At 64.6% G+C, this 23,591-nt stretch carries 18 protein-coding genes, 2 pseudogenes and 1 riboswitch; of the genes and pseudogenes, 15 read left to right on the top strand and 5 right to left on the bottom strand.

Features of this window, described 5'->3' with window-relative positions; translation table 11 throughout:
* Positions 1 to 90 precede the first annotated feature (90 nt).
* Together secA and QP181_RS06875 are read left to right on the top strand one after the other, a co-directional pair.
* The gene (secA, locus tag QP181_RS06880; RefSeq protein ID WP_333928081.1) at positions 91 to 2,829 is read left to right on the top strand and encodes a preprotein translocase subunit SecA; all 2,739 of its coding nucleotides are present in this window, start codon (positions 91 to 93) and stop codon (positions 2,827 to 2,829) included.
* Positions 2,830 to 3,028: 199 nt separating this feature from the next.
* Entirely contained in the window at positions 3,029 to 3,250 is a 222-nt protein-coding gene (locus QP181_RS06875) for a hypothetical protein (RefSeq protein WP_132896716.1), read from the top strand.
* Between the two features lie 218 nt (positions 3,251 to 3,468).
* Here QP181_RS06875 and QP181_RS06870 read toward each other — a convergent pair whose 3' ends face one another.
* Complete coding sequence (locus QP181_RS06870) at positions 3,469 to 4,569, bottom strand: histidine-type phosphatase (RefSeq protein WP_333928080.1); 1,101 nt, start codon at positions 4,567 to 4,569, stop codon at positions 3,469 to 3,471.
* A gap of 308 nt (positions 4,570 to 4,877) precedes the next feature.
* Positions 4,878 to 4,987, top strand: a riboswitch (TPP riboswitch).
* Positions 4,988 to 5,038: 51 nt separating this feature from the next.
* Here QP181_RS06870 and QP181_RS06865 point away from each other — a divergent pair.
* From QP181_RS06865 to QP181_RS06825, 9 genes and pseudogenes are all read left to right on the top strand, one after another.
* Positions 5,039 to 7,343, top strand: a pseudogene (locus QP181_RS06865) (TonB-dependent receptor).
* A gap of 1 nt (position 7,344) precedes the next feature.
* Positions 7,345 to 8,484, top strand: coding sequence for a phosphotransferase enzyme family protein (locus QP181_RS06860; RefSeq protein ID WP_333928079.1), 1,140 nt, complete (start codon positions 7,345 to 7,347; stop codon positions 8,482 to 8,484).
* Complete coding sequence (pnuC, locus tag QP181_RS06855) at positions 8,484 to 9,056, top strand: nicotinamide riboside transporter PnuC (RefSeq protein WP_333928078.1); 573 nt, start codon at positions 8,484 to 8,486, stop codon at positions 9,054 to 9,056. Before QP181_RS06860 ends, pnuC begins: the two co-directional genes overlap by 1 nt.
* A gap of 97 nt (positions 9,057 to 9,153) precedes the next feature.
* Positions 9,154 to 11,121: a glycoside hydrolase family 127 protein gene (locus QP181_RS06850; RefSeq protein WP_443027525.1), complete on the top strand. Its 1,968-nt coding sequence runs from the start codon at positions 9,154 to 9,156 to the stop codon at positions 11,119 to 11,121.
* 166 nt (positions 11,122 to 11,287) lie between these two features.
* Positions 11,288 to 11,755: pseudogene (locus QP181_RS06845) on the top strand (TonB-dependent receptor plug domain-containing protein); the annotation flags it as partial.
* Between the two features lie 227 nt (positions 11,756 to 11,982).
* Positions 11,983 to 13,956 (top strand): TonB-dependent receptor, encoded by a 1,974-nt coding sequence (locus tag QP181_RS06840; RefSeq protein WP_333928077.1) that lies wholly within the window; start codon positions 11,983 to 11,985, stop codon positions 13,954 to 13,956.
* Positions 13,956 to 15,080 carry a Ca2+-dependent phosphoinositide-specific phospholipase C gene (locus QP181_RS06835; protein ID WP_333928076.1) on the top strand — a complete coding sequence of 375 codons (1,125 nt, stop codon included), beginning with the start codon at positions 13,956 to 13,958 and terminating at the stop codon, positions 15,078 to 15,080. The genes QP181_RS06840 and QP181_RS06835 overlap by 1 nt, the downstream gene beginning before the upstream one ends.
* 73 nt (positions 15,081 to 15,153) lie before the next feature.
* Positions 15,154 to 15,510, top strand: coding sequence for an ArsC family reductase (locus tag QP181_RS06830; RefSeq protein WP_333928075.1), 357 nt, complete (start codon positions 15,154 to 15,156; stop codon positions 15,508 to 15,510).
* A gap of 11 nt (positions 15,511 to 15,521) precedes the next feature.
* Positions 15,522 to 15,803 (top strand): DUF427 domain-containing protein, encoded by a 282-nt coding sequence (locus QP181_RS06825; RefSeq protein ID WP_056418405.1) that lies wholly within the window; start codon positions 15,522 to 15,524, stop codon positions 15,801 to 15,803.
* A 69-nt stretch (positions 15,804 to 15,872) separates the two neighbouring features.
* Here QP181_RS06825 and ypfJ read toward each other — a convergent pair whose 3' ends face one another.
* Entirely contained in the window at positions 15,873 to 16,790 is a 918-nt protein-coding gene (gene ypfJ / locus QP181_RS06820) for a KPN_02809 family neutral zinc metallopeptidase (RefSeq protein WP_333928074.1), read from the bottom strand.
* A gap of 102 nt (positions 16,791 to 16,892) precedes the next feature.
* Here ypfJ and QP181_RS06815 point away from each other — a divergent pair, with 102 nt between their 5' ends.
* Together QP181_RS06815 and QP181_RS06810 are read left to right on the top strand one after the other, a co-directional pair.
* A complete protein-coding gene (locus QP181_RS06815) occupies positions 16,893 to 17,678 on the top strand; it encodes a 3-hydroxybutyrate dehydrogenase (protein ID WP_333928073.1) in 786 nt (261 codons plus the stop codon).
* A 203-nt stretch (positions 17,679 to 17,881) separates the two neighbouring features.
* A complete protein-coding gene (locus QP181_RS06810; protein WP_333929577.1) occupies positions 17,882 to 18,409 on the top strand; it encodes a DUF4893 domain-containing protein in 528 nt (175 codons plus the stop codon).
* On the opposite strand, the gene QP181_RS06805 is transcribed toward QP181_RS06810, so the two are convergent.
* The 3 genes from QP181_RS06805 to QP181_RS06795 all read right to left on the bottom strand — a co-directional run bounded on the left by QP181_RS06805 (position 18,406) and on the right by QP181_RS06795 (position 20,453).
* Entirely contained in the window at positions 18,406 to 19,074 is a 669-nt protein-coding gene (locus tag QP181_RS06805) for a hypothetical protein (protein ID WP_333928072.1), read from the bottom strand. The two genes, QP181_RS06810 and QP181_RS06805, sit on opposite strands and share 4 nt — an antisense overlap.
* Before the next feature lie 56 nt (positions 19,075 to 19,130).
* Positions 19,131 to 20,117, bottom strand: a complete 987-nt coding sequence (locus QP181_RS06800; protein ID WP_333928071.1) for a cation diffusion facilitator family transporter — start codon at positions 20,115 to 20,117, stop codon at positions 19,131 to 19,133.
* A 171-nt stretch (positions 20,118 to 20,288) separates the two neighbouring features.
* Positions 20,289 to 20,453: a hypothetical protein gene (locus QP181_RS06795; RefSeq protein ID WP_164913371.1), complete on the bottom strand. Its 165-nt coding sequence runs from the start codon at positions 20,451 to 20,453 to the stop codon at positions 20,289 to 20,291.
* A 199-nt stretch (positions 20,454 to 20,652) separates the two neighbouring features.
* Here QP181_RS06795 and QP181_RS06790 point away from each other — a divergent pair, with 199 nt between their 5' ends.
* Both QP181_RS06790 and QP181_RS06785 read left to right on the top strand, forming a co-directional pair.
* Positions 20,653 to 22,035, top strand: coding sequence for a helix-turn-helix domain-containing protein (locus QP181_RS06790; protein WP_332754145.1), 1,383 nt, complete (start codon positions 20,653 to 20,655; stop codon positions 22,033 to 22,035).
* A gap of 481 nt (positions 22,036 to 22,516) precedes the next feature.
* Positions 22,517 to 23,506, top strand: a complete 990-nt coding sequence (locus QP181_RS06785) for an SGNH/GDSL hydrolase family protein (protein WP_333928070.1) — start codon at positions 22,517 to 22,519, stop codon at positions 23,504 to 23,506.
* The last annotated feature ends 85 nt before the right edge of the window (positions 23,507 to 23,591 follow it).

The following is a 23,591-nucleotide window of genomic DNA, read 5'->3' as shown; positions in this document are numbered from 1 at the left end:
GCCTGATTCTCACGGCTCGAGTGCCGCTCCCTATCTCTACGCTTGCGTGCCCCAATGTGCCGCCGCGTCTCAAATTCAGGAAATCAGCCCATGTTCGGTGGCCTCGCCAAATCCTTGTTCGGTTCGTCCAACGACCGCTACGTCAAGTCGCTCAACCCGATCCTCGCCAAGATCGCTTCGTTTGAGCCGTCGCTCCAGGCGATGTCGGACGAGGAACTCTCCGCGCAGACCGTCAAGTTCCGCGCGCGCCTCGCAGAGGGCGAGAAGCTCGACGACCTGCTCCCCGAGGCGTTCGCGACCGTCCGTGAGGCCGCGCACCGCGTGCTCGGCCAGCGCCATTACGACGTGCAGATGGTCGGCGGCATTGTCCTCCACCGCGGCGAGATCGCCGAGATGCGCACCGGCGAGGGCAAGACGCTCGTCGCCACGCTCGCGACCTATCTCAACGCGCTGCCCGGCGATGGCGTCCACGTCGTCACCGTCAACGATTACCTCGCGGCGCGCGATGCCGAGTGGATGGGGCAGGTCTACACCTTCCTCGGCATGACGATCGGCGTCATCATCCCGAACCTGTCGGACGAGGAACGCCGCGCCGCGTACGCAGCCGACATCACCTACGGCACCAACAACGAGTTCGGGTTCGATTACCTGCGCGACAACATGAAGTACGAGCGCAGCGCGATGACGCAGCGCGCGTTCAACTTCGCAGTGGTCGACGAGGTCGATTCGGTGCTGATCGACGAGGCGCGTACGCCGCTGATCATCTCGGGCCCGACCGACGACAAGTCCGAGCTGTACATGCAGGTCGACGCGGTCGTGAAGCAGCTCGATCCGATCGACTATGACAAGGACGAGAAGCAGAAGACGATCATCCTCACCGAGGACGGCACCGAGAAGGTCGAGCGGATGCTCGAGGCCGCCGGGCTGCTCGAGGGGCAGAACCTGTACGACTTCGAGAACACGCAGGTCGTGCATCACCTCAACCAGGCGCTGCGCGCGATCGTGATGTTCAAGTCGGACATCGACTACATCGTCAAGGACGGCAAGGTCATCATCATCGACGAGTTCACCGGTCGCATGATGGACGGCCGGCGCTGGTCGGACGGCCTGCACCAGGCGGTCGAGGCGAAGGAGGGCGTCCAGATCGAGCCCGAGAACCAGACGATGGCCTCGATCACGTTCCAGAACTATTTCCGCATGTACCCCAAGATCGGCGGCATGACCGGCACCGCGGCGACCGAGGCGGCCGAGTTCTACGACATCTACAAGATCAACGTCGTCAGCATCCCGACCAACGTCGAGGTGAAGCGCGTCGACGAGGAAGACGAGTTCTACAAGGACACCAAGGACAAGTTTGCGGCGATCGCCAAGAAGATCAAGCATCACGCGGACCTCGGCCAGCCGGTGCTGGTCGGCACGGTGTCGATCGAGAAGTCGGAGATGCTGAGCGAGTTCCTGGTCGGCGAGAACGTCGATCACAAGGTCCTCAACGCGCGCTTCCACGAAATGGAGGCGCACATCGTCGCGCAGGCTGGGCGCAAGTCCGCAGTGACGATCGCGACCAACATGGCGGGCCGCGGCACCGATATCAAACTCGGCGGCAACCTCGAATTCCGCATGCTCGACGAGCATCCCGAGCTGGTCGAGGGCACGCCCGAATATGACGAGGCGGCGGCGCGAATCACGATCGAGATCGAGGCGGAGAAGCAGGCGGTGCTCGCCGCGGGCGGTCTGTTCGTGCTCGGCACCGAGCGGCACGAGAGCCGGCGTATCGACAACCAGTTGCGCGGGCGTTCGGGTCGTCAGGGCGATCCGGGCCTGTCGCGCTTCTATCTCAGCCTCGACGACGATCTGCTGCGCATCTTCGGGCCGGACACGCTGTTCGCCAAGATGATGCGCAACAATATCGAAGACGGCGAGGCGATCGGCAGCAAGTGGTTGTCGAAGGCGATCGAGACCGCACAGAAGAAGGTCGAGGCGCGCAACTACGACATCCGCAAGCAGGTCGTCGAATATGATGACGTGATGAACGAGCAGCGCAAGGTCATCTACGAGCAGCGCGCGGACATCATGGATGCCGATACGGTCGGCGACGTGGTGACCGACATGCGCGCGGAGACGGTCAACGTGATCGTCGGCGATGCCTGCCCGCCGAACTCGTACCCCGAGCAGTGGGACGTTGCCGGGATGAAGACGCGGCTTGCCGAGGTGATGAATCTCGAGCCGCCGATCGACGCGTGGCTGCTCGAGGAGTCGGTCGATCCCGAGGTGATCGAGGAGCGTGTCCGCGCGATGGCGGACGAGGCGATCGCGCAGAAGTCGGCGGATCTCGACACGGAGACGTGGACGTCGGTCGAGAAGTCGATCCTGTTGCAGAATCTCGACCATCATTGGAAGGAGCATCTTGCGACGCTCGATGCGCTGCGTCAGGTCGTCCACCTGCGCGCGTATGCGCAGAAGACGCCGATCAACGAGTATAAGCAGGAGGCGTTCTCGCTGTTCCAGCGGATGCTCGAAACGATCCGCGAGGACGTGACCAAGACGATCGCGCATGCGCAGTTCCAGATGCAGGCACCGGTCGGGCTGCCCGAGCTGCCGGACTTCATCACGACGCATTTCGACCCGTTCACGGGTGAGGACAACTCGAACGACTTCGATGGCGGCACGCGGGGTCACATCACGTCGACGATGCCGCCGTTGCAGATCCCTCAGCCGCAGGAGGCCGATATCGGCGAGGATCCGGCGAACTGGGAGGGTGTGGTCAGCCGTAATGCGCCTTGCCCGTGCGGGTCGGGGCGGAAGTACAAGCAGTGCCACGGGGCCGTTTGATCGATTGATTACGGCTTGCCCGGAGGTTTGGCTGCTCCGCGCAAGCTGTGATCACTCGTCACAAGGTTAGCGAAGACGGTCGGCCGCCGACCGCAATCGGCGTTCGGCGGCGATGAAAACATGAACGAAATCTCACGGAACATCAGCGTATTGCCGCGAGTAGTTCCGGTCCTAACCCTGTTCTTCAAGGACCTGAGGCATGCGTTACATTTCCCTGATCGCACTCCCGTTACTGGCCATGACGGCATCGCCAGCCTTGGCCAAAGGTTGTATTCGCGGTGCGGCAGCCGGTGGCGTCGGTGGCCATTTCGTTGGCAAGGGCCACGCGGTGATGGGCGCCGCGGTCGGTTGTGCCGTAGCGCATCATCACTATGCGAAGCAGGCAAGGGCCGAAAAGGCTCGCGCCCGGGCCCATGGCTGAGGTCTGCCAAAGACTGGAATGTCCAGGTCGATAGCTAGCATGGCCTAGTCGTTTTGGATGGCGCACCAGATCACGACGCACTGTCCGGTGACAGCTACAGTGCGTCGTCTGGCTTTATGCCGGCCCGTCTTGGCATGCCCGTCTCAGCCTGCTGCACGATTGATGCTCTGGATCGGATCCGTGTGCTTGCCGATGCACACAGCGCGATGACGGCAACGTTAAGCGATCCGAGACTTTAACAGCGCGACGAAACGGTCGAGCCGACACGGCGCCGCACAGCCCGGAACCGCGAGCGGTGTCGCGATGACCTCTGGGCGCAGCGCACGGATCGCCGCGAGCGACTGTACGCGGTAGTACAGGCGGACGAACCGTTCGCCCGATCGTGGATCGCGCAACCGTTCGATCACCATCGCACCGCCCGGAGCGACGTCGTTGCGAGCAAAGCCGGGGGCATCGAGCGCAACGTGCAGCGCGGCGGCCAGTGCGGTGACGTTGGTATCGTGGCCGACCATCACATCGAGACGCGGCGCGCGAGCGGCGGTCAGCGTATCGATGATCCGATGGCCAAGCGGCGAAGCCTGGTGCGCCGCCATATAGGGTGACCGCGTGAACACGTCGAACAGCGCGGCATGAAGGGCGCCGAGCCGCGCGATCGTCGCGGGATCGGCGCGTCCCCATCCAACCGCACGACGCGGCATGCCCTCGGAGTCTTCCAGCAGGAGGACCTGCGCGATACCCGACGCCGCCCGGATCGGCCCGGATAGTTCGATCCCACGGCGATCGGTCGACGCGACCAGCGACGGCGGGTCGACCGGGCTGCATGCGCCATGACCGCATCCCAGCACGGTCTCGAGCAACGCAAGGGCTGGGCGGTGACGCGCGACCAGCGCGGCCATCCCACCGGTGAAGCGGTCGATCGCGGCGATTGCCTGGCTGGGGCTAAAGGCGGTCGCGTCGGCGGCCAGCGGTTCGAAGATCGGATCAGTCCGATCTTCGGCAAGGTGGCCTACGGTCAATCGACAATCGGGCGCGAACCCCTGCGCATACGCCTCTCCACTGGCGATCGTCCGGCTGGCCGTGTTGGTCCAGATCCGAACCGTAGCTGCGGCTGGACACCGCGTGAGCGCGAGCGACGCGAGCCAGCGACGATCATGGCGCGCAAGCAACTCGATTGCGGAGGCACCGTGCGGTGTCAGCTGGCCTTCGGGAACGGGCCAGTTCGGCCAGGGCTGGGCGGTGCGTGTCGTCACCGGCACTTCGCCCGAGAGCGGCGCGCGGACGCCGTGCCGCATCACCATCACGACTCGTTCGAGGCGCAAGACTCTGGGAACCGGGTGTGCCTGGGTCATGGTCGGTATGGCCGACAGCAGGGCGAGCGCCGTACAAAAATTGGACAACGAGGGACGAATAGCACGCATCGAGGGAGTCCTGGTTTGACATGAGACGGCAGCCGCCGATCGCGCTGTACGCGCACCCCTTTTCACTGGCGTGACATCATCCTCGTCTCTTTCAGGGCCGATCCCGATACGGCGAGCCGCACCCGATGACGATCGGATGGGAACATACCCCGGCCGCTGGGCGCATACCGCGATAGCGCTTTCCAACACTCGCCCAACCACCTAAGCGACAGACATCCCCGGGGGGCCGCTGATGCGCGGTTGAGAGGTGGGCTGCAGCCCATGACCCGCTGAACCTGATCCGGCTTATACCGGCGTAGGGAGGGTCTGCGGCTGGCCCGTCGTCCCTCCGATTGGAGTGGACGTGACGTTTTTCAGTGCTGGTTTTATTGTGACTTCCGCCGGGCGCGAGCGGCGGCTTTTGGGGCGGGTCGCGTTGACCCTGTCGGCGACCCTCGCCGCATCGTCGGCCGGGGCGCAAGTCGCACCCGATCCAGTCGAACCGGCCGAGATTCGCGTCGTCGGCAAACAGGATCCTGCCGGTCTGCTCCCTGACCAGAGCGTGCCGCGCGCGCAGAGCGCGATCTCCGCCGACTTCATCGTCAAGCAGGCGCCGACGCTCAACGCGTTCCAGTTGGTGACGTTGCTGCCCGGCGCGAACGTCGCGTCGAGCGATCCGTACGGCCTGTCGACGAGCTCCAGCCTGACGTTGCGCGGTCTCGGCCAGGACGAGATCGGCGTGCTGATGGAGGGCGCGCCGCAGAACGACATCGGCTATTATTACGCCTATCCGTCGCAGTTCGCTGACCCCGAGAATCTGAAGCGCATCTCGCTCGCGCAAGGCTCGGTCGATATCGATTCCCCGACGCTTGGCGGGGCAGGCGGGCTATTGTCGCTCGCGCTCGACGATCCGAAGACGCGGCCCGGCGCGCTCGTCGACCTGTCGCTCGGCAGCTACGCGGCGCGGCGGGGGTTCTTCCGTGTCGATAGCGGTACGATCGGCAATACCGGGCTGAAGGCGTTCCTGTCCTATTCGAACACGCGCGGACAATTGGCGGGGTGCGGGCTACGACACGCGCCAGCACATCGACGCGAAGATCCTGAACGAATGGGGTGCCGGCAACCGTGCCAGCCTCGCGCTGTCGTATAATGATGCGAACTCGTCGAGCTATCCGAGCCCGACGCTGGCCGAGTGGACCGCGCAGGGGCGCGGCTTCAACTACGATCGGCGCTACACGGCGGGGAACACCAACTATTGGCGGCTGTACCGCGCGCCGTTCCGCAACCTCTACGCCTCCGCGCCGGTGCATCTGGCGCTGACCGACCGGCTTGCGCTCGACACCACCACCTATCTCCAGTTCGGCTATGGCAACTCGCCCTACGGGACGCAGCTGACCACCGAAGGCAATTTCCTCGGGATTGAGCAACTGGCCCAGCCGATCGCGCTGCCCGGTGCGGTCGACGGCGTCGCAACCGTGCTCGGCAATTATACCGGCGACCAGATGCGGGTCGGCAACGTCAGCAAGCTGACCTTCAAGACCGGCGCGCACACGCTCACCGCCGGACTCTGGTTCGATTACGGCACCGACCGCGTCACGCAGTCGTACACGTCGATCGACGCCGAAGGGCAGCCGGTCGACCGCTGGGGATACCGTGCAAAGGCGATCCGTACCGCCGATGGCCGCCTGCTCGCCTATGAGAACCAGCGGACCGTGACGGTAACGAAGGGCTTCTTCCTCGCCGACAGCATCGCGCTGACGCCGCGGCTGACGATCGATGCCGGGTTCAAGGGTGTGAACGTGCTGCGCAACGGCCGCAATTATCTACCCGGACCGCAGGACACGGTGCGCAACGACAGCTTCGCCGCATTGCCGCGCGCCGCGATCCACTACCGGATCGACGATCGCCAACAGCTGTTCGCCAACATCACCACCAACTTCCGCACGCCCAACGAGTTCACGCTCTACAACAGCTATTACGGTGGGGAAGTCGTCGTCCAGGGCACCAACGCGCTGAAGAACGAATATTCGGTCTCGGAGGAGATCGGCTATCGCTTCATCGGCGAGCAGCTCTCCGCCTCGGTGACGGGCTTCCACTACAAGTTCCGCAACCGTCAACTCGCCACCGTGATCGACCAGGGCGGCGCACAGGTGAATGCGACGCTCAACGCCGGCGGCCAGACCTCGTACGGGGTGGACGCGGAGATCGACTACCGCCCGGTCGCAGGCGTCAGCCTGTACCTCTCGGGCGAGTATCTGCACGCGCGGATCGACGACGATCTGCCAGTCGGCGCGGACTTCCTTCCGACCAGGGGCAAGCATGCGGTGTCGAGCCCGACCGTCCAGTTCGGCGCCGGCGGGATCTACGACGACGGCCGGTTCTTCGGCAGCGTCGCGTCGAAATATATCGGCCGGCAATATGCGAGCTTCATGAACGACGAAGCGATCAAGGGCTATGCGACGCTCGACCTGTCGGTCGGCATGCACCTGGCGGACTGGCTCGACGGCAAGCGCACCGACCTGCGCGTTAACGCGATCAACGTCACCGATCCGCACGTCCTCGCCGGCGTCCAGTCGGTGAGCACCAACGCGCAGGACACGATCGGCCGCAACGGCACGGTCATCGCCGGCGCGTCGCCCGCTTATTATGTCGGCAGCGGCGCGGCGGTCATGGCGACGATCTCGCGGGCGTTCTGAGGTGGCGACGCAGCCCGCGCATCTCGTCCACGGCATGGGGACCGCGATGGAGGCGCCTACCTGGCCCGCCATCACCGCCGACGAGGCCGAGGCGGTGCTCGTTCTCTTTCCGGGCGTGGGCCGGATGACAGGGCTGCACTGGCATTCTCCCCGGCCGTTTTCCGCCGCGACCTTGGTGCACACGACGAACGGCGTGTTCCTGTTGAAGCGCCACCATCACCGCGTTCGCACGGTCGATGGGCTCGCCGAGGAACACGCGTTCATCGCGCACCTCGCTGGCGGGGGCGTATCGGTGCCTGAGGTGATGGCGACCGCGGACGGTGCGACGGCGGTGGCGAGCGGCGCCTGGTCGTACGAACTGCACCGCGCGGCGCCGGGTGTGGACCTGTACCGCGACAGCCTGTCCTGGACGCCGTTCGCCTCGCGCGCGCATGCCCAGGCGGCAGGGGTGGCGCTCGCGACGCTGCACGAAGCGGCGCGGAGTTTCACTGCCACGGCGCGCCGCCTGCAGCCGTTGGTCGCAAGCTTTACGATCCTGCCCGCCGCCGATCCGATCGCCGCGGCCGAAGCCTATATTGCTGCTCGCCCCGCTCTGGCCGCGTTCTTGAACGTCAAGCCTTGGCGACGCGAACTCGGGCAGCTCTTTGAAAGCTTGGGGCAGGGGCTCGCGCCGTTGCTTGCCGACCAAATGCCGTTGTGGACGCACAACGACTGGCACCCGTCCAACCTGCTGTGGGCGAGCGATGGCGGTGTCGAAACCGTGTTCGACTTCGGACTCGCCGATCGCACCTGCGCGGTCCACGATATCGCCATCGCGATCGAGCGCACCGCCGTTCGCTGGCTCGAGCTGGGGCAGGGGACGGACGACATCGGCGATCCGGCGGCAGCACTCGCGCTGCTCGCGGGCTATGCCACGATCGCGCCGCTCGGCCGTACCGACGTTGCGGCGATCGTCCGCCTGTTGCCGCTTGTGCACCTCGAGTTCGCGCTGTCGGAGATCGAGTATTTCGCCGCGGTCGTCGAAGACCCCGCGTCCGCGGCACTGGCCTGGGACGAGTATCTCATCGGTCACGCCGCGTGGTTCCAGTCCGCTCCGGGCCGGGACTTGCTCCGCGCGATCGAAGCCGGAGCGCTTCCTTGATGACCGCGTTCGAGATCGTCGCGGTCGCAGTCAGTGCCGCGGGCATCTGGCTGACCGCCACTCGCCGGATGCTGTGCTGGCCGGTCAACCTCATCGCCTGCGCGCTGTATTTCAAGCTGTTCCTCGACGTCCGGCTCTACGCCGACATGGTTCTGCAAGCGCTGTTCGGGCTCGCTATCCTGTACGGCTGGGTCGCCTGGAGCCGCGGAAAGGACGCTGCTGGTGATGTCGTCGTGGCGCCGCTCCGCCCTACGCAGGCACTCGCCGGTCTCGTTGCGGGCGCGGTCGGCGCTGTCGCGATCGGGTGGTTCACGAGCCGCCATACCAACGCCGCGCTGCCGTGGATGGACGCCGCGCTCAGCAGCTTCAGCCTGGTCGCGCAATATTGGACAGCGCGCCGCCACGCCGCGAGCTGGCTGCTCTGGATCGGCGTGGACGGTTTGTACGTCGGAATGTTTCTCGTCAAAGGGCTGGTGCCGACTGCAGGGCTCTATGCAGCGATGATCGTGCTTGCCGTCATCGGGTACAGGCAATGGCGACGGGCCGAAACCAGGGGGCCGGCTGCCGCTTGATGGCCCCCTTAATAGCGGTTGCCGCCGAGGTTGCCTGACGACCTCGTGCATGCTCTACCTACTCCGACAAATAGGATAGTCTGGAGAGGATGTCGCGATGATCGACCCATGTCACGCCGGGTATGCGCGTCGCCACGTCCTGACCGGCGTCGGCAAGGCGGCGTTGGTGGCGGGATTGGCGGCAGGCCAAGTGTCCGTGCTGGACGCCGCCAAGCCGTCCTCGTTGGCGACTGCGCTCCCGTTGCCAATGGCGCGGCTCGTGCCGTTCGACATGGCTGACGTGACGCTCGGTGACGGCCCATTCCTGCATGCACAGCACAAGACGTTGGCCTATCTGCTGACGCTCCAGCCCGACCGCATGCTCCACAATTTCCGCGTGAATGCCGGGCTGCCGCCCAAGGCCCCGGTCTATGGCGGGTGGGAGTCGGATCCAATTTGGGCGGATATCAACTGTCATGGCCATACGCTCGGCCATTATCTGTCGGCGTGTGCGCTGGCCTATCGGTCGACCGGGGACGCGCGGTTCAAGGCGAGGATCGACCATATCGCGCGCGAACTTGCCGCGTGTCAGGTGGCATCGGGCACAGGGCTGGTCTGTGCCTTTCCCGACGGTCCCGCCGTGGTGGCAGCGCATTTGCGCGGCGAGGCGATTACCGGTGTGCCTTGGTACGCTCTGCATAAGGTCTATGCGGGGCTGCGCGACGCCGCGTGTCTGGCCGACAGCGACACCGCACGTACCGTCCTGGTGCGGCTCGCCGACTGGGCCGTGGTCGCGAGCCGGCCATTGAGCCCGGCGCAGTTCGAGACGATGCTCGACACCGAGCATGGTGGCATGAACGAAGTGTTCGCCGACCTTTACGCGATGACCGGCACGCCCGACTATCTCCTGATGGCGGAGCGGTTTTCGCATAAGGCGATCCTCACGCCGCTAAGCCAGCACCGCGATCATCTCGACGGACTGCACGCCAACACGCAGGTCCCCAAGGTCATCGGCTTTCACCGCGTCTGGGAGATCACGGGCAAGCCCGAATATCGCGACGCCGCGGCGTTTTTCTGGAAGACGGTAGCGCTGACCCGGTCGTTTGCTACCGGTGGGCACGGCGACAACGAGCATTTCTTTCCGGTGGCGGATTTCGCCAAACACGTGTTTTCCGCAAAGGGATCGGAGACGTGCTGCCAGCATAATATGCTGAAACTGACACGTGCTCTGTTCCTGCAAGATCCGCAGGCGGGCTACGCCGATTACTATGAGCGCACGCTCTATAACGGCATCCTTGCGTCGCAGGATCCGGATAGCGGCATGGCGACGTATTTCCAGGGTGCGCGGCCGGGTTACATGAAGCTGTATCACGCGCCCGAAACCGCATTCTGGTGCTGCACCGGCACGGGAATGGAGAACCACGTCAAATATCGCGACTCGATCTATTTCCACGACGATCGCGCGCTGTACGTGAATTTGTTCGTGCCGTCGGCGGTCCGGTGGAGAGACCGGGACGCGGTGCTGACGCAGACGACCGCGTTCCCCGAGTCTCCGACGACGATCCTCCGCTGGACGGTAAAACGCCCGACCGAGGTCGCGCTCAAGCTACGTCATCCAGGCTGGAGCCGCGCGGCGGTCGTCCTGGTCAACGGCGTCGAAGCGCTGCGCTCCACCATCCCCGGTCGCTACCTCGAGATCGTCCGCGTCTGGCGGAACGACGACACGGTGGAATTGCGTCTGGACATGCATCCTGTCGCCGAGCGCTCGCCGGCCGCCCCGGATATCGTCGCATTCACCGTCGGTCCGCTGGTACTGGCCGGCGCGTTCGGGCGAGATGGGCTTGCGCCGGGCGCGGACATCATCGTCAACGAGCGTAAATATGGCGATTACAATGCAGCGCCGTTCACGCCACCGACGCTCGCCGGCGATCCCGCGACGCTGGCGAACGCGATCCGCGCTAGCCATCGTCCACTCGAGTTCACGATCCCCTCCGCCGACGGCCAACCGGTTCGCCTGATCCCGTATCACCGCATCGCCCACGAGCGCTACGCAACCTATTGGCAAGTCCAGCCGGCGCCGGCCTGACCCGAGGCCAGATTCACAGTTTTCGACAGCGGTTGAAGCGATGCCGGCACGGCGCGTAACAAGATTACCGTACGTAACGTTACTGTCGCGAAACGTTCGCTCAAATGACGCAGACGATACCTAGTGGCGCCGGGGGTGGCAGCGTCGCCACGGGGAAAAATCAACGATGCATATGGTCAAAGGTCTGTTGCTGGCCTCGGTTCCGCTTACCCTGACGCCCGGCATTGCCACCGCGCAGGCACAAGAGCGCGTGGACGCGGCCTCACAAACATCCCCCTCGACGGATGCAACGACCCAAGAGAATGGCGAGATCGTCGTCACCGGCAGTTACGCACGCAGCCTGCGCGCCGCGACTGAGACGAAGCGTCGCGCGGATTACGGCGTCGACTCGATCAATTCGACCGACATCGGCAAGTTCCCGGCGCAGAACGTCGCGGAGGCGTTGCAGGTGATCCCCGGCGTGACGATCACCCGTCCGCGCGGCGAGGGGCTATACGTCAGCGTCCGCGGGCTCGGGCCACAGTTCCAGAGCACGTTGCTCAACGGCAGCACGGTCGCGCTGAACGACCTGATCGAGAATGGCGGCGCGAACGGCCGCCAGTTCCGCTTCGAGATGCTACCCGCCGAATTCACCGCAAGCATCGACGTCGTCAAGACGCCCACCGCCAACATGACCGAAGGCGCGCTGGGCGGGAACATAGACGTCAAGACGTTCCACCCGCTCGACGTCGGCAACAAGAGCACGGTCAATCTGCGCGGCACCTATACGAGCCAGACCGACAAGGTGAAGCCGAACGCGACGGTCATCACCAGCGCGACCAACGCGAGCGGCACCTTCGGCATCCTGGCCGGCGCGCAATATTGGCAAAAGGCGGTGCGCAACGATCGCTTCCTGAACTTCGGCTGGAATCTGGACAAGTTCACCGCGCCTGCCTCGGGGGGCTCGCGACCGGACTCTACACGCCGACCCGCACGCGCCCGACGATCGAGACCGAGGATCGTAAGCGGATCTCGGGCATGGTCTCCGCCCAGTGGAAGCCGAATGCCGAGTTCGAGACGACGCTCGATATCCTCGCGACTCGGCTCGACGTCGCCTATGACGAATTCGGCCTCGACATCTATCCCGACGACGCGAGCGTGGCGGGGCATCGCCCGGTGATCGTCCCCGGCAGCGTCAAGCTCGACGGCGATACGGTGGTCGGCGCGACGATCAACGACGTGCGGTTCATGGCGTCGCGCGAATACAGCCTCAACCGCCACGACTTGCTCAACATCGGCCTGCGCCAGACCTGGGATTCGGATGCCTGGCATGCGTCGGGTGCGGTGAACTGGTCGAGTGCGCACAGCTATCACCCGAACTACGACAAAGGCACGGTACGCAGCCGCGCGATCTTCTTCGCGCCACTGACCTATGACGCGTCGGCCGGGTACAAGACGATCCCGACCTTCACGACGACGACCGATGCGACCAACCCGGCCAACTACCAGCTCTACCAGTTCAACATCGCGCCCAAGGACAGCAAGGACTGGGATTTCTACACCCGCGCCGATCTGTCGCACGATTTCGACGGGTTCATCACGAAGCTCGCGGCGGGTGGCGAGTATCACTGGCGCAAGCGCGATTATTTCCGCCGCGACTTCAACGTCAATCCGGCCGCCAACACGCCGCTGTCCAGCCTCGGTACGGGCGCCTACGAGCAATTGCCGTACGACGATTTCCTGAAGGGCGTCTCGGGCAACACGCTGCGGCAGTTCCTGGTGCCCGTCACGCAGGCCTATCTCGACGCTTTCTTCACCCCCGCGGTGCAGAATTCGCCGCTGACCGCGGGCGATCTACGCTCGTCATTCGTCGTGAAGGAGAAGATCTGGGGTGCGTATGCGCGTGCCGATTACGGCTTCGACGTCTCTTCGGTGGCGGTCACCGGCAATCTCGGCGTGCGCTATGTCCACACCGATCAGGTCGCGAGCGGCACGCTGACCACGGGCAACGTTGCGACGCCGGCGAGCTTTCCCAAGACGTTCAACAACTGGCTACCGAACTTCAACCTGCGCGCCGAACTGACGCACGACCTAGTCGGCCGTCTCGCCGCGAGCCGCGTGCTGACCCGCCCGAACGTCACCGACAGTGCGCCGCGGATCACCGTGTCGACCGATGCGCCAACCGCGGGCGGCGGCAATCCTCAGCTGGTGCCGTTCCTGGCCACGCAGTTCGACGGCTCGCTCGAATGGTATTTCAATCGCGCGGGCTCGCTGACGGGCGCGGTGTTCTACAAGGCGATGGACGATTACATCACGCAGCAGAACGTCAACATCGACATCCCCGGTCGCGGTACGGTGCTGCTGTCGACGCAGGTCAATGGCGGCGATGCGAAGGTGTACGGCGTCGAGGCGGCGTACAATCAGGTCTTCACGTTCCTGCCGGCGCCATTCGACGGGCTCGGCGTGCAGGCATCCTATACGCACACCTCGGTCAAGGCGAGCTACACCGCAGGCGCGCGGCCGATCCGCGACGAACTGATCGGGCTGTCGAAGAACAGCGCCAACATTAGCGGCTTCTACGAGAAGGGACCGATCTCGACGCGACTGTCGTACGTCTGGCGCGACCGGTATCTGTCGGGCACCGGCAGCACGACGCAGGCGCCGGTCTACACCGCGCCGTTCGGATCGCTCGACGGCAATATCTCGGTCAAAGCGAGCGACCGGGTGACGTTCAGCCTGGAAGGCATCAACCTGTCGGGCGCGCATCTCTATACGTATAACGACGACGAGAACCGCTTCGGCGAGATCAATTACTGGGGGCGGACCGTGTTGTTCGGCGTGCGGGCAGAATTCTGATGCGGACCCTCGTACTCGCGGGGCTGTTGGTCGGTCTGTCGATCGGTGGCTCGGCCCACTCCGCCAAGCCCGCCGGTCCATCGGGGCGGGGGCCGGCGCGGATGAACGACATCCAGGTCGTCGGCTCGCACAACAGCTTCAAGGCGAAGATCCCGGATACGGTGATGGCCGAGCTGCGGCGGCGGGATCCGAAGACCGCGGCGGCGCTCGATTATTATCATCTGCCGCTGGCCGCACAGCTCGATCGCGGCGTGCGGCAGCTGGAGATCGACATCTTCGCGGATCCGCAGGGCGGCCGCTACGCCGATCCGAAGGGCGAGCGGCTCGCACGGGCGGCGGGGGAGACGACCGCGTTCGATCGCGCGGCGATGCTGCGGCCGGGGTACAAGGTGTTCCACGTTCCCGACATCGATTATATCTCGACCTGCGTGACGTTGCAGCGTTGCCTCGGCGAGGTGAATGCCTGGTCGCGCGCGCACCCGCGGCATCTGCCGATCATGATCACGATCAACGCCGCCGATACGCAAGCGTCGCCGCAGGTCGCGGCACCGCTGCCGCTAGACGATGCCGCGCTGCTCGACTTGCTCGATCGTGAAATCCGGCGGGCGATACCGGGACGGCGATTGATCGTGCCGGACGAGGTGCGGGGTAAGGCTACGACGCTGGCGGCGGCCGTGCATAACACGGGCTGGCCCACGCTGGAGGCTGCGCGCGGTCGGATCTACGTGCTGCTCGACGTCCGTCCGGCCGTCTCGAACGCGTATCGCGCGGGGCATCCATCGCTGCGGGGGCGGGCGATGTTCGGCTGGTATCCCGATGGCGAGCCCGAAAGCGCGATCCAGATCGTTCAGGATCCGTTGGTCGACGGCGCCAGCATCCGCGACTGGGTGAAGGCCGGCGTGATCGTCCGGACGCGGACCGACGCCAACACCGTCGAAGCGCGCACGCACGCTATGACCAAGGCAAAGGCGGCGGCGGACAGCGGTGCGCAGGCGGTCAGTACCGACTATTATCCAGGCGCTCCCGACCCGCAGGGGTTCGGCTTCGCGGTGACGCTGCCCGGTGGAGCGATGGCACGGTGCAACCCGGTGCTCGTCGCGGCGCCGTGCACGGTCGCGCCTTGAGGACCGCCGCTGTCGCGCTCTCGCCACCCTTTCGATGACCGTCTAAACGTCGGCGATCATGGAGGATGAACGCGTGACGGTCGAACTATACGGAATTCCGAACTGCGACACGATGAAGAAGGCGCGAACCTGGCTCGACGCACACGGTGTCGCGTACGCCTTTCATGATTACAAGAAAGAGGGCGTCGCGGAGGACCGGCTAAGGCGTTGGATTGGTATCGCGGGCTGGGAGGTGGTGCTCAACCGCAGCGGCACCACGTTCCGCAAGCTACCCGAGTCCGAACGCACAGATCTGGACGCAGATCGTGCGGTCGCTCTGATGCTTGCGCAGCCTTCGATGATCAAGCGCCCCGTGCTCGAAGCGGGGGAGACGCTGCTGGTAGGGTTCACGCCCGAGCGGTATGACGTGGCGGGGCTGGGTCACGCTTGAAGGAGATTGGAATGCCTGTCGCTACCTGGAATGGCCACGAGATTGCCCGGTCGGACGATACGGTCGTGGTCGAGGGCAATCATTATTTTCCCGCGGACAGCATCGACGCGGCGCTGCTGGAGGATAGCGCAACGCACTCGAACTGCCCGTGGAAGGGCGTCGCGAGCTACAAGACGCTAGTCGTCGACGGAAAACGCAACGTCGATGCGGTCTGGTATTATCCGACCCCGAAATCGGCCGCGGCGGAGATCGAGGGCCGCTATGCGTTCTGGAAGGGCGTGACGGTCGCCTGAGGTGCAATAGGACCGACGATCCTCCCCTTGCGACGGAGGCCCCTTGCGAGGGAAGATCGTCGGGTCCAATCAGATCGCGCCGGAGAACGTATCGCACTGCGCGGGGTCGCCGCTGTCCAGCCCGCGCTTCAACCACGACTGGCGCTGCGCCGACGTTCCGTGCGTGAAGCTGTCCGGCACCACGCGGCCTTGCGATTGCTTCTGCAGCGTATCGTCGCCGATCGCCTGCGCCGCGGTCATGCCTTCCTCGATATCGCCTGCCTCGAGCCGCGACCGGTTCGCCGCCGCCCAGACCCCCGCATAGCAATCCGCCTGCAGTTCAAGCTTCACCGACAGCGCATTGCCTTCCGTCTCGCTGGCCTGACGCTGCGCCTGCTGGACCTGCGCATTGGTGCCGAGCAGCTTCTGGATGTGATGGCCGAACTCGTGCGCGATCACATAGTCCTGCGCGAAGTCGCCATTCGCCTTGAAGCGAGTCGACAGCTCGTTGAAGAAGCTCGTGTCGAGATAGATGCCCTGATCGGTCGGGCAATAAAACGGCCCCATCGCCGATTGTGCCGCACCGCAGCCCGAACGGCCGTTGCCGTCGAAGAAGACGAGCTTTGGCGCTTCAAAACGCTGGCCGTTCTTCTGGAAGATCGCTTCCCAGGTGTTGTCCGCCGAACTGAACGCGTTGCACGCGGCCTTGCTCTCGGGCGTCAGGTTGCAACTCGATGTCGTGTCCGTGCCCGCACGGGGCGGTCCGCTCTGGGTGGTCGGGGCGGAGGACTGGCCGCCACCAAGCAGGCCGCCGAGACCGCCCATGCCACCGAACACGGCCATCAGGATCAGCACGACGACGATCCCGCCACAGCCGAAGCGGCTGCCGATCATCGGCAGCAGGCCCATCAGCAGCCCGCCACCGCCGCCGCCAAAGCCGCCGCCTCCGCCGCCCGACCCACGTTGGTCCTCGACGTTGATGTTCGGATCGTAATCGTCGAGCCGCATGAATATGCCCCTTTTCGTTTCTGCTTGGGAACGAAATGCGCAAGGTGGCGCTAGAGTTGCACGGCGGCCGAATCCGCTGCGCAAAGCGATTGGGGAGTGTGCATGTTCCTGAAGGGCAAGACCGCGGTCATCACCGGATCCACCTCGGGGATCGGGCTCGCTTATGCCAAGGCGTTTGCGGCCGAGGGCGCAGCAGTGGTGCTCAACGGCTTCGGCGATGCGGACGCGATCGAGCGGGAGCGCGCGGCGTTGGCGGAGATCAGCGGTGCGCTCGCGTTGTACGATGCGGCCGACATGACCAAGCCCGATGAGATCGCGGCGATGGTCGAGCGGGCAGCGACCGAGACCGGCAGCGTCGACATCGTCGTCAACAACGCGGGCATCCAGCATGTCGCCGGGATCGCCGACTTTCCGATCGACAAGTTCGACGCGATCATCGCGATCAACCTGTCCTCGGCATGGCACATCATGCGCGCCGCGGTGCCGCACATGCGCGCGAAGGGCTGGGGCCGGATCATCTCGACCGCGTCGGCGCACTCGCTCGTCGCGAGCCCCAACAAGTCCGCCTATGTCATGGCCAAGCATGCGATCGCTGGGCTGACCAAGACGATCGCGCTGGAGACGGCGACCGACGGCATCACCGTCAACTGCATCTCGCCGGGCTATGTCTGGACGCCGCTGGTCGAGAACCAGATTCCCGATACGATGGCGGCGCGGGGACTGACGCGCGATCAGGTGATGAACGACGTCCTGCTCGCCGCGCAGCCGACCAAGGAATTCATCACGCCCGAACAGGTTGCGGCGTTCGCGCTGTTCCTCTGCCGCAACGAAGCCAAGGCGATCACCGGCGCAAACCTGTCGATGGATGGTGGCTGGACCGCGGCCTGAGCGATCTGGCGGCACGGGATAAATGCCGTTGCGGTCGGGTATGCCAAAAGCATAGCATCTGTGTTGTGTAGAGGAACGATGACGATGCGGACTTGGCTAAAGACGACCGCATGCAAGACGATCGTGACCTGCGGGTCGATCGTCGTCAGCGTCGCGCAGGTCGGCGCTATGCCGCTGCCCGATCGTCAGGATCGTGACATGGACTGGCGCCGGGTCGCGACCGAGGCCGATCGTGGGCGGTTGAGGGGTGGCGCGGTGCGTGGATCGACGCGCTGGCACAAGTCGACCCCAAAGAGGTCGCGGGCGATCCGATATTGTTCAACCCGGATCACTCGCTCGTCGATCCGTTGCCGCCCGAAGGCGCGTATCGGTGCCGCACCTACAAGCTGGGCGCGCGTGCCGGGATCGGTCCGACCTTCACTATGTCGGGATGGTTCGCCTGCCGGATCGGTACGGGCGACGACGACGGCGAGAAAGTGGTCAGCCTCGTCAAGCTCGACGGATCGCAGCGCCCGGTCGGTACGATTTTCGCCGACACCAACGCGCGGGCCGTCTTTCTCGGGACGATGGAGCTCGGCGACGAGAAGCGGCCGATGCGCTATGGCCGTGATGCCAACCGCGACATGGCGGGGCTGATCGAACGGATCGGCGCCAAGCGCTGGCGCGTCGTGCTGCCCTATCCCAGGTTCGAGTCGGTGCTGGACGTGGTCGAACTGGTGCCCGCAAACTAGCGCGGCGAGGCGGATGTCGGTTGGGTGAGCGTTGCCGTCGCGGACTGATACGCGGTCGCGGCGGACGCCGACGCCGACGTTGCGGATATGGCGCCGACCGGCACGATCGGCGCAAGGCTCGCGAGATACGCTTTGCCGTGCATCCCGACCGGGATGACCCGACCGATGTTCGCCGCGCCGACCGCCTTCAGATACGAGCGCGGCTTCTTCATCAGCTTGGGCTGGTCGAGCCCCGACAGTCCGACTATCCGCGCCGCTTCCTTGACGAAGTGGACGCAATTGTGATCGCCGAGACGGTACACGCTGTCGGGCTTGCCCTCGCTCCACGCGTCGACCAGCTTCAGCACCTGCGTATATTGAACGTCGGTCATCACCACCGAGAACTGCGCGTCGCTGCCTGCGACATAGGTAGGCTTTGCGATGTCGAGCTTGCCCGAGACCGGGCCCATCAGCAGCGCGGGGGATACCGATTTCGCAGTGAAGCCGAAGTTCGCGTCGACCGGCGCGCCGCCAGCGTCGGGTACGCCCCGCAACGTGAAGAACGCATGCGGAAAGCTGTTGCCGAGCTCGTGGCTCCAGAAGGTGATGGTAACGGCAGCCTGTGCGGGGAGCGCATATCCCAAGCACAGGCAGAGCAGGGCGATCAGCCGAAATAGCGGTCTCATTCCCCAATATTATTTAGGAATGTCGAGCCTTGCCAGTGGGATGAGTCTGATTTTCATCAGTGTGGCGTGGTAGTCACATCAGCGGTGTCCGGCGTTGCAGGGGTATGGGCGAGCGTCGCGTTCTCACGCTTCTCGGGCCGGATGTAGATCGACGACAGCGTCGGGACGGCGGCGCGAAGTTCGGTCTCCATCGCTTCGATCATCGTCTCGCCGTCGCCCATCGTCACCGAATCGTCGAAGTCGGCGCTGATCGCCGCGAAGATGCTCTCGGGCGCCGTGTGGATCGTGCGAACGTGATTGACCGAGACGACCGCGGGATGCGCCGCGACGATTTTGCGGATCGTGGCGATCACCGCGGGGTCGGCGCGCTCGCCGATCAGCAAGCCCTTTGATTCGCGTGCGAGCAGGACCGCGACCATCGCGAGGATCACGCCGATCGCGATCGACGCGGCACCATCGATCCAGGGCTGGTTGAACGCATGGCTCGCCCAGATGCCGATCCCGGCGATCACGAGGCCGGCAAGCGCCGCCGAATCCTCGAACAGCACGATGAACCCGGCGGGGTCCTTCGACCGGTGGATCGCGTCCCACCAGCCCAGATCGCCCTTGGCCTTGGCGAACTCGCGCATCGCGATCGTCCAGCTGCTACCCTCGAGCGCGAACGAGATCGCCAGCACGACATAGGCCACCGTAGGGCTGGTCAGCGGCTCGGGCTCGCGGATGTGCCGCCAACCCTCGAAGATCGACACGCCCGCGCCGATCGCGAAGATCAGGATCGCGACGACGAACGCCCAGAAATACAGCTCGCGGCCATAGCCGAACGGATGCGCCTCGTCGGCAGGGCGCTTGGCCTTGCGCTGGCCATAGAGCAGCAGCACCTGGTTGCCGCTGTCGACCACCGAATGGACGCCTTCGGTGAGCATCGACGACGATCCGGTCATCCCGGCCGCCACGAATTTCGCCACGCCGATCCCGAGATTGGCGGCGAGGGCGCCATAGAGGACGATGTCGTCCTTGATGCGAGCAGTCAGTGTCTTGGCCATGCCGCCGTCCTACACGAGGGAGGGCCATTGGAAAGGGCCGGCTTCGCAACGGTTTGGGTATCGCCACTCGACCTTCTCCTTGCCGGGGAGGATAATCAAGAACGGGAATACCCGCCGATGGACGAGCCATCGGCGGGTACCTTTCCTCCCCAGGAAACTGTGTGAAGCGCGTCAGCCAAGCCGACCGAGGCGGTGGTACAGCGCACTCATCCGCGTCAGGCGTTCGTCGTCGATCGAGGTCTTGCTGATCATTTCGCCGAGCACTTCCTTCATCAGCGCGAAATCATTGGTCGAGAAGACGGCGCGGGCACGGGGTTGTTCGGTGGTCGTCTGCATGGCTTGCCTCCTTCGATGATACACGGGTCGTCTTGTCTCTCTCTTTACAGCGAGGCTGGGTCGAGAGAGGCTATGCACACGTACTAACGGGGATGGCGGGCAGGTTGGAACGCAATACCGCATCCTCTCCGCGTCGCGGTGTCCGTACAGCTTGTCTAGCGACTGTCGATCTGTAAACATCGTGACAGGAGGGTTTGCGATGGCGGAGCGGAAATTGCTGGCGGGGCATGCGATCCGTCGCTTGCGGCGTGGGGCGGGGCTTACGCAGGCGGCGATGGCCGACATGCTCGCGATCAGTCCGAGCTATCTCAACCTCGTCGAGCGTAACCAGCGTCCGGTATCGGCGACGCTGCTGATCAAACTGGCGGAGAGTTTCGACTTCGATCCGCGGTCGCTTACCGCGGCCGAGCCCGGCGGCGGTGCGGATGCGATCCGGCGCCGGCTGGCCGATCCGATGTTCGCCGACCTCGAAATCGATCGCAACGAAGTCGAGGAATGGCTCGCCAGCGCGCCCGGCGGCGCGGCGGCGTTTGCGCGCGTGTTCGACCGGATCGGCGATGGCGCGGTGACCGAAGCCGGCGACGATCCGGTGACCTTGGTGCGCCGCGAGATCGAACGCTGGCGCAACCACTTCGCCGATCTCGACGCGGCGGCGGAGGCATTGGCGGACGAATTGCGGCTCGGTGCGGGCGATCTGTATGGCGCGATCGCCGAACGATTGCGCGCGAAGCACGGCCTGACGATTCGGGTGCTGCCCGCCGACGTGTTGCCGGACATGCTCCGCCGGCTCGACCTGCATGCGCGCCAATTGCAGCTGAGCGAGATGCTTGACCCTGCCTCACGCACGTTCGCGGTTGCTTTCCAGCTCGGCCAGATCGAGGCAAAGGCGGAGATCGATGCTCTGGCCAAGGGGGCGGGGTTCACCGATCGCGCCGCCGAGCGGCTTTATCGTCGCCACCTGCTCGGGTATTTCGCGGCCGCGCTGATGATGCCGTATGCGCGGTTCCTGCGTGGCTGCGAGGCCACCGGGTACGACATCGAGTTGCTGCAACGGCGTTTCGGCGCGGGTTTCGAGCAGGTCGCGCACCGGCTGACGACGTTGCAGCGCGTCGGTGCACGCGGCTTGCCCTTTTTCATGATCCGGATCGACCGCGCGGGGCAGGCATCGAAGCGCTACCCCGGCGCAAGCGGTGCTGCATTGGTCGAGGCGGATGGGCGTTGTCCGTTGTGGCGCCTGCACCACGCGTTCGACCGGCCCGGCAGCCTGATGGTGCAATTGGTCGAGCTGGAGGATGGTGCACGCTGGCTGACGATGGCGCGGACGGTGACGCCGCAAGGCAGTCGCTTTGGTGCGGTGCATGCCGAGTTCGCGATCGGTCTCGGCGTTGCCGCGTCGCAGGCCGGCGTGCTGGCGGCGGCAAGCGGCTTCGACTTGGCGGGGAGGGCGATGCCGATCGGTCTCGGCTGCCGCGCCTGTTTTCGTAATGATTGTCCGCAACGCTCGATCGCGCCGGCAGGGCGGGCGCTGCTGATCAACGAACGCGAGCGGCGAACGTCCGCACTGACGTTTGCGGGCGACTGACACCATGGCAACGAAACCGGATCATTGCACGCTGTGCAAAGCTTCTCGCTGGCGATTTGGTGTCGTTCCGCTATATCTTCCGTTCGCGCTACGGGAAATGGTAAGCAAAAAACATGCGGTTGATTAACATAGACTGGACATCGGACGCGGTTATATTCCTCGTCACGGTATTCGCCTTGGTCGTTGTTACAGTCGTCATGCTGGAAACACTGTTCCCAAAAGGTCGAGACAAGCGGCGGCGATCGGCGGAAAAATCGAATGAAATCATAGACTAGATACTTTGAGATGAGGTGATCATCTCCGAATGAAAAAACCATCAAAACCACGGTTTTTCACCAGTCCGTAGAGTATTCGCTCAAACCTATAGACCAACCAGCGGCATGTCAGCGCTGAGTGCATTCGTATGGGTACCCAAAAGACAGCCCCTGCGCTAACCGTGATTTGCGTCCTCTGGTGATTTGGGGCGCATGGGGGAAGTGTCATGGCGCGTGTTCTGATATTCGGTTTCAGCGTCACGGAAGAAACCGCCGGCTTCGTTCCCTTGGTTAGACGCGCTTTGTCGGGCGAGATCGCGGTCGAAAGAAAGGCGCTCGGCGGCGCGGCCATTCCTGTCGTGCCCTATCTCGGGCGGCTGCTGCGCTACGATCGGTACGATTACGTGCTGTTCGAGATTGCCACCTGTCTGCGCTACGCCGAGGCTGATCCGGATCGCTATGATCGTGAACTGGCGGAGATCGTCGCGCAGGTGCGGCAGGCCGGTGCGATGCCGTGTTTCGTCAACCTGTTCCGCGGCCCGGTCGATTATCGGACCGATCGGCTGATCCGAGCGATCCGCACCCTGGCGGAAAAGGACGACCTGCCACTGCTCGACCTCACCGATACTATGGTCGAAGCGAAGGCGGAGGGGCGCCTCGCGGACCTGTTGCGCGACGGTACGCATACTACACCGCTGGGGGCCGCGTATTATGCCGATGCGATCACCGCGTTCCTGCGTCGCATCGTCCGGGATCGACCCTGGGCCAATCATACCGATACGGTTTGCGAAGGCCGTTTCCGGTATATTCCTGCAACCAGCTTCGGTCCGGTGGCCGGCGTAATGGAGCGCAAGGGTATCAAATTGCCGTATGTCGAGCTTGCGGCGGGCGCCGTGCTGCGCGGCACTCTGCCCGAGGGATTGACGTTTCGCGGGTTGCTGTTCGCCATGGGGCCGGCGACGGGAATTTTCGAAGTCGCGTCCGGGGGGATGGCGCACAAGGCGACCGCCTATGATGAATTCAGCTATTATCGACGCTTTTCCTATTGGCTTCGTAGCCTGCCGCAATCGCGCAACTTCATCGTCCGGCAACTCGATCTCGAACCGAAGGCCGTGCTACGCAAGGGCGAGCGCCATCACGGTCCCCGCGTCGGACAGATTGCCGGCATTCTCGCCGAAGAGATCGGCGAGCCGGGCGTGACCGACCAGACCGACTGACGCGCAGCAGGTCGGCGGACACAACCATCGTTCCGGTCCCGGCGCGCGCGATGCTGCTGTACTGGGGGCGGGTGTTCCCGATGCG

The sequence above is a fragment of the Sphingomonas sp. LR55 genome (genome assembly GCF_036856015.1).
Classification (GTDB): Bacteria; Pseudomonadota; Alphaproteobacteria; order Sphingomonadales; family Sphingomonadaceae; genus Sphingomonas.
Note: the sequence above shows the minus strand (reverse complement) of the source record. Positions and strands in the feature narration are given on the sequence as shown.

Bases quoted from the DNA above. Each gene is read 5' to 3' on its own strand.
- QP181_RS06785 (WP_333928070.1), top strand. From the start codon at position 22,517: ATGGCGCGTGTTCTGATATTCGGTTTCAGCGTCACGGAAGAAACCGCC.
- secA (WP_333928081.1), top strand. From the start codon at position 91: ATGTTCGGTGGCCTCGCCAAATCCTTGTTCGGTTCGTCCAACGACCGC.
- QP181_RS06815 (WP_333928073.1), top strand. From the start codon at position 16,893: ATGTTCCTGAAGGGCAAGACCGCGGTCATCACCGGATCCACCTCGGGG.
- QP181_RS06795 (WP_164913371.1), bottom strand. From the start codon at position 20,453: ATGCAGACGACCACCGAACAACCCCGTGCCCGCGCCGTCTTCTCGACC.
- pnuC (WP_333928078.1), top strand. From the start codon at position 8,484: ATGACCGCGTTCGAGATCGTCGCGGTCGCAGTCAGTGCCGCGGGCATC.
- QP181_RS06875 (WP_132896716.1), top strand. From the start codon at position 3,029: ATGCGTTACATTTCCCTGATCGCACTCCCGTTACTGGCCATGACGGCA.
- QP181_RS06805 (WP_333928072.1), bottom strand. From the start codon at position 19,074: ATGAGACCGCTATTTCGGCTGATCGCCCTGCTCTGCCTGTGCTTGGGA.
- QP181_RS06790 (WP_332754145.1), top strand. From the start codon at position 20,653: ATGGCGGAGCGGAAATTGCTGGCGGGGCATGCGATCCGTCGCTTGCGG.
- QP181_RS06850 (WP_443027525.1), top strand. From the start codon at position 9,154: ATGATCGACCCATGTCACGCCGGGTATGCGCGTCGCCACGTCCTGACC.
- QP181_RS06800 (WP_333928071.1), bottom strand. From the start codon at position 20,117: ATGGCCAAGACACTGACTGCTCGCATCAAGGACGACATCGTCCTCTAT.
- QP181_RS06835 (WP_333928076.1), top strand. From the start codon at position 13,956: ATGCGGACCCTCGTACTCGCGGGGCTGTTGGTCGGTCTGTCGATCGGT.
- ypfJ (WP_333928074.1), bottom strand. From the start codon at position 16,790: ATGCGGCTCGACGATTACGATCCGAACATCAACGTCGAGGACCAACGT.
- QP181_RS06825 (WP_056418405.1), top strand. From the start codon at position 15,522: ATGCCTGTCGCTACCTGGAATGGCCACGAGATTGCCCGGTCGGACGAT.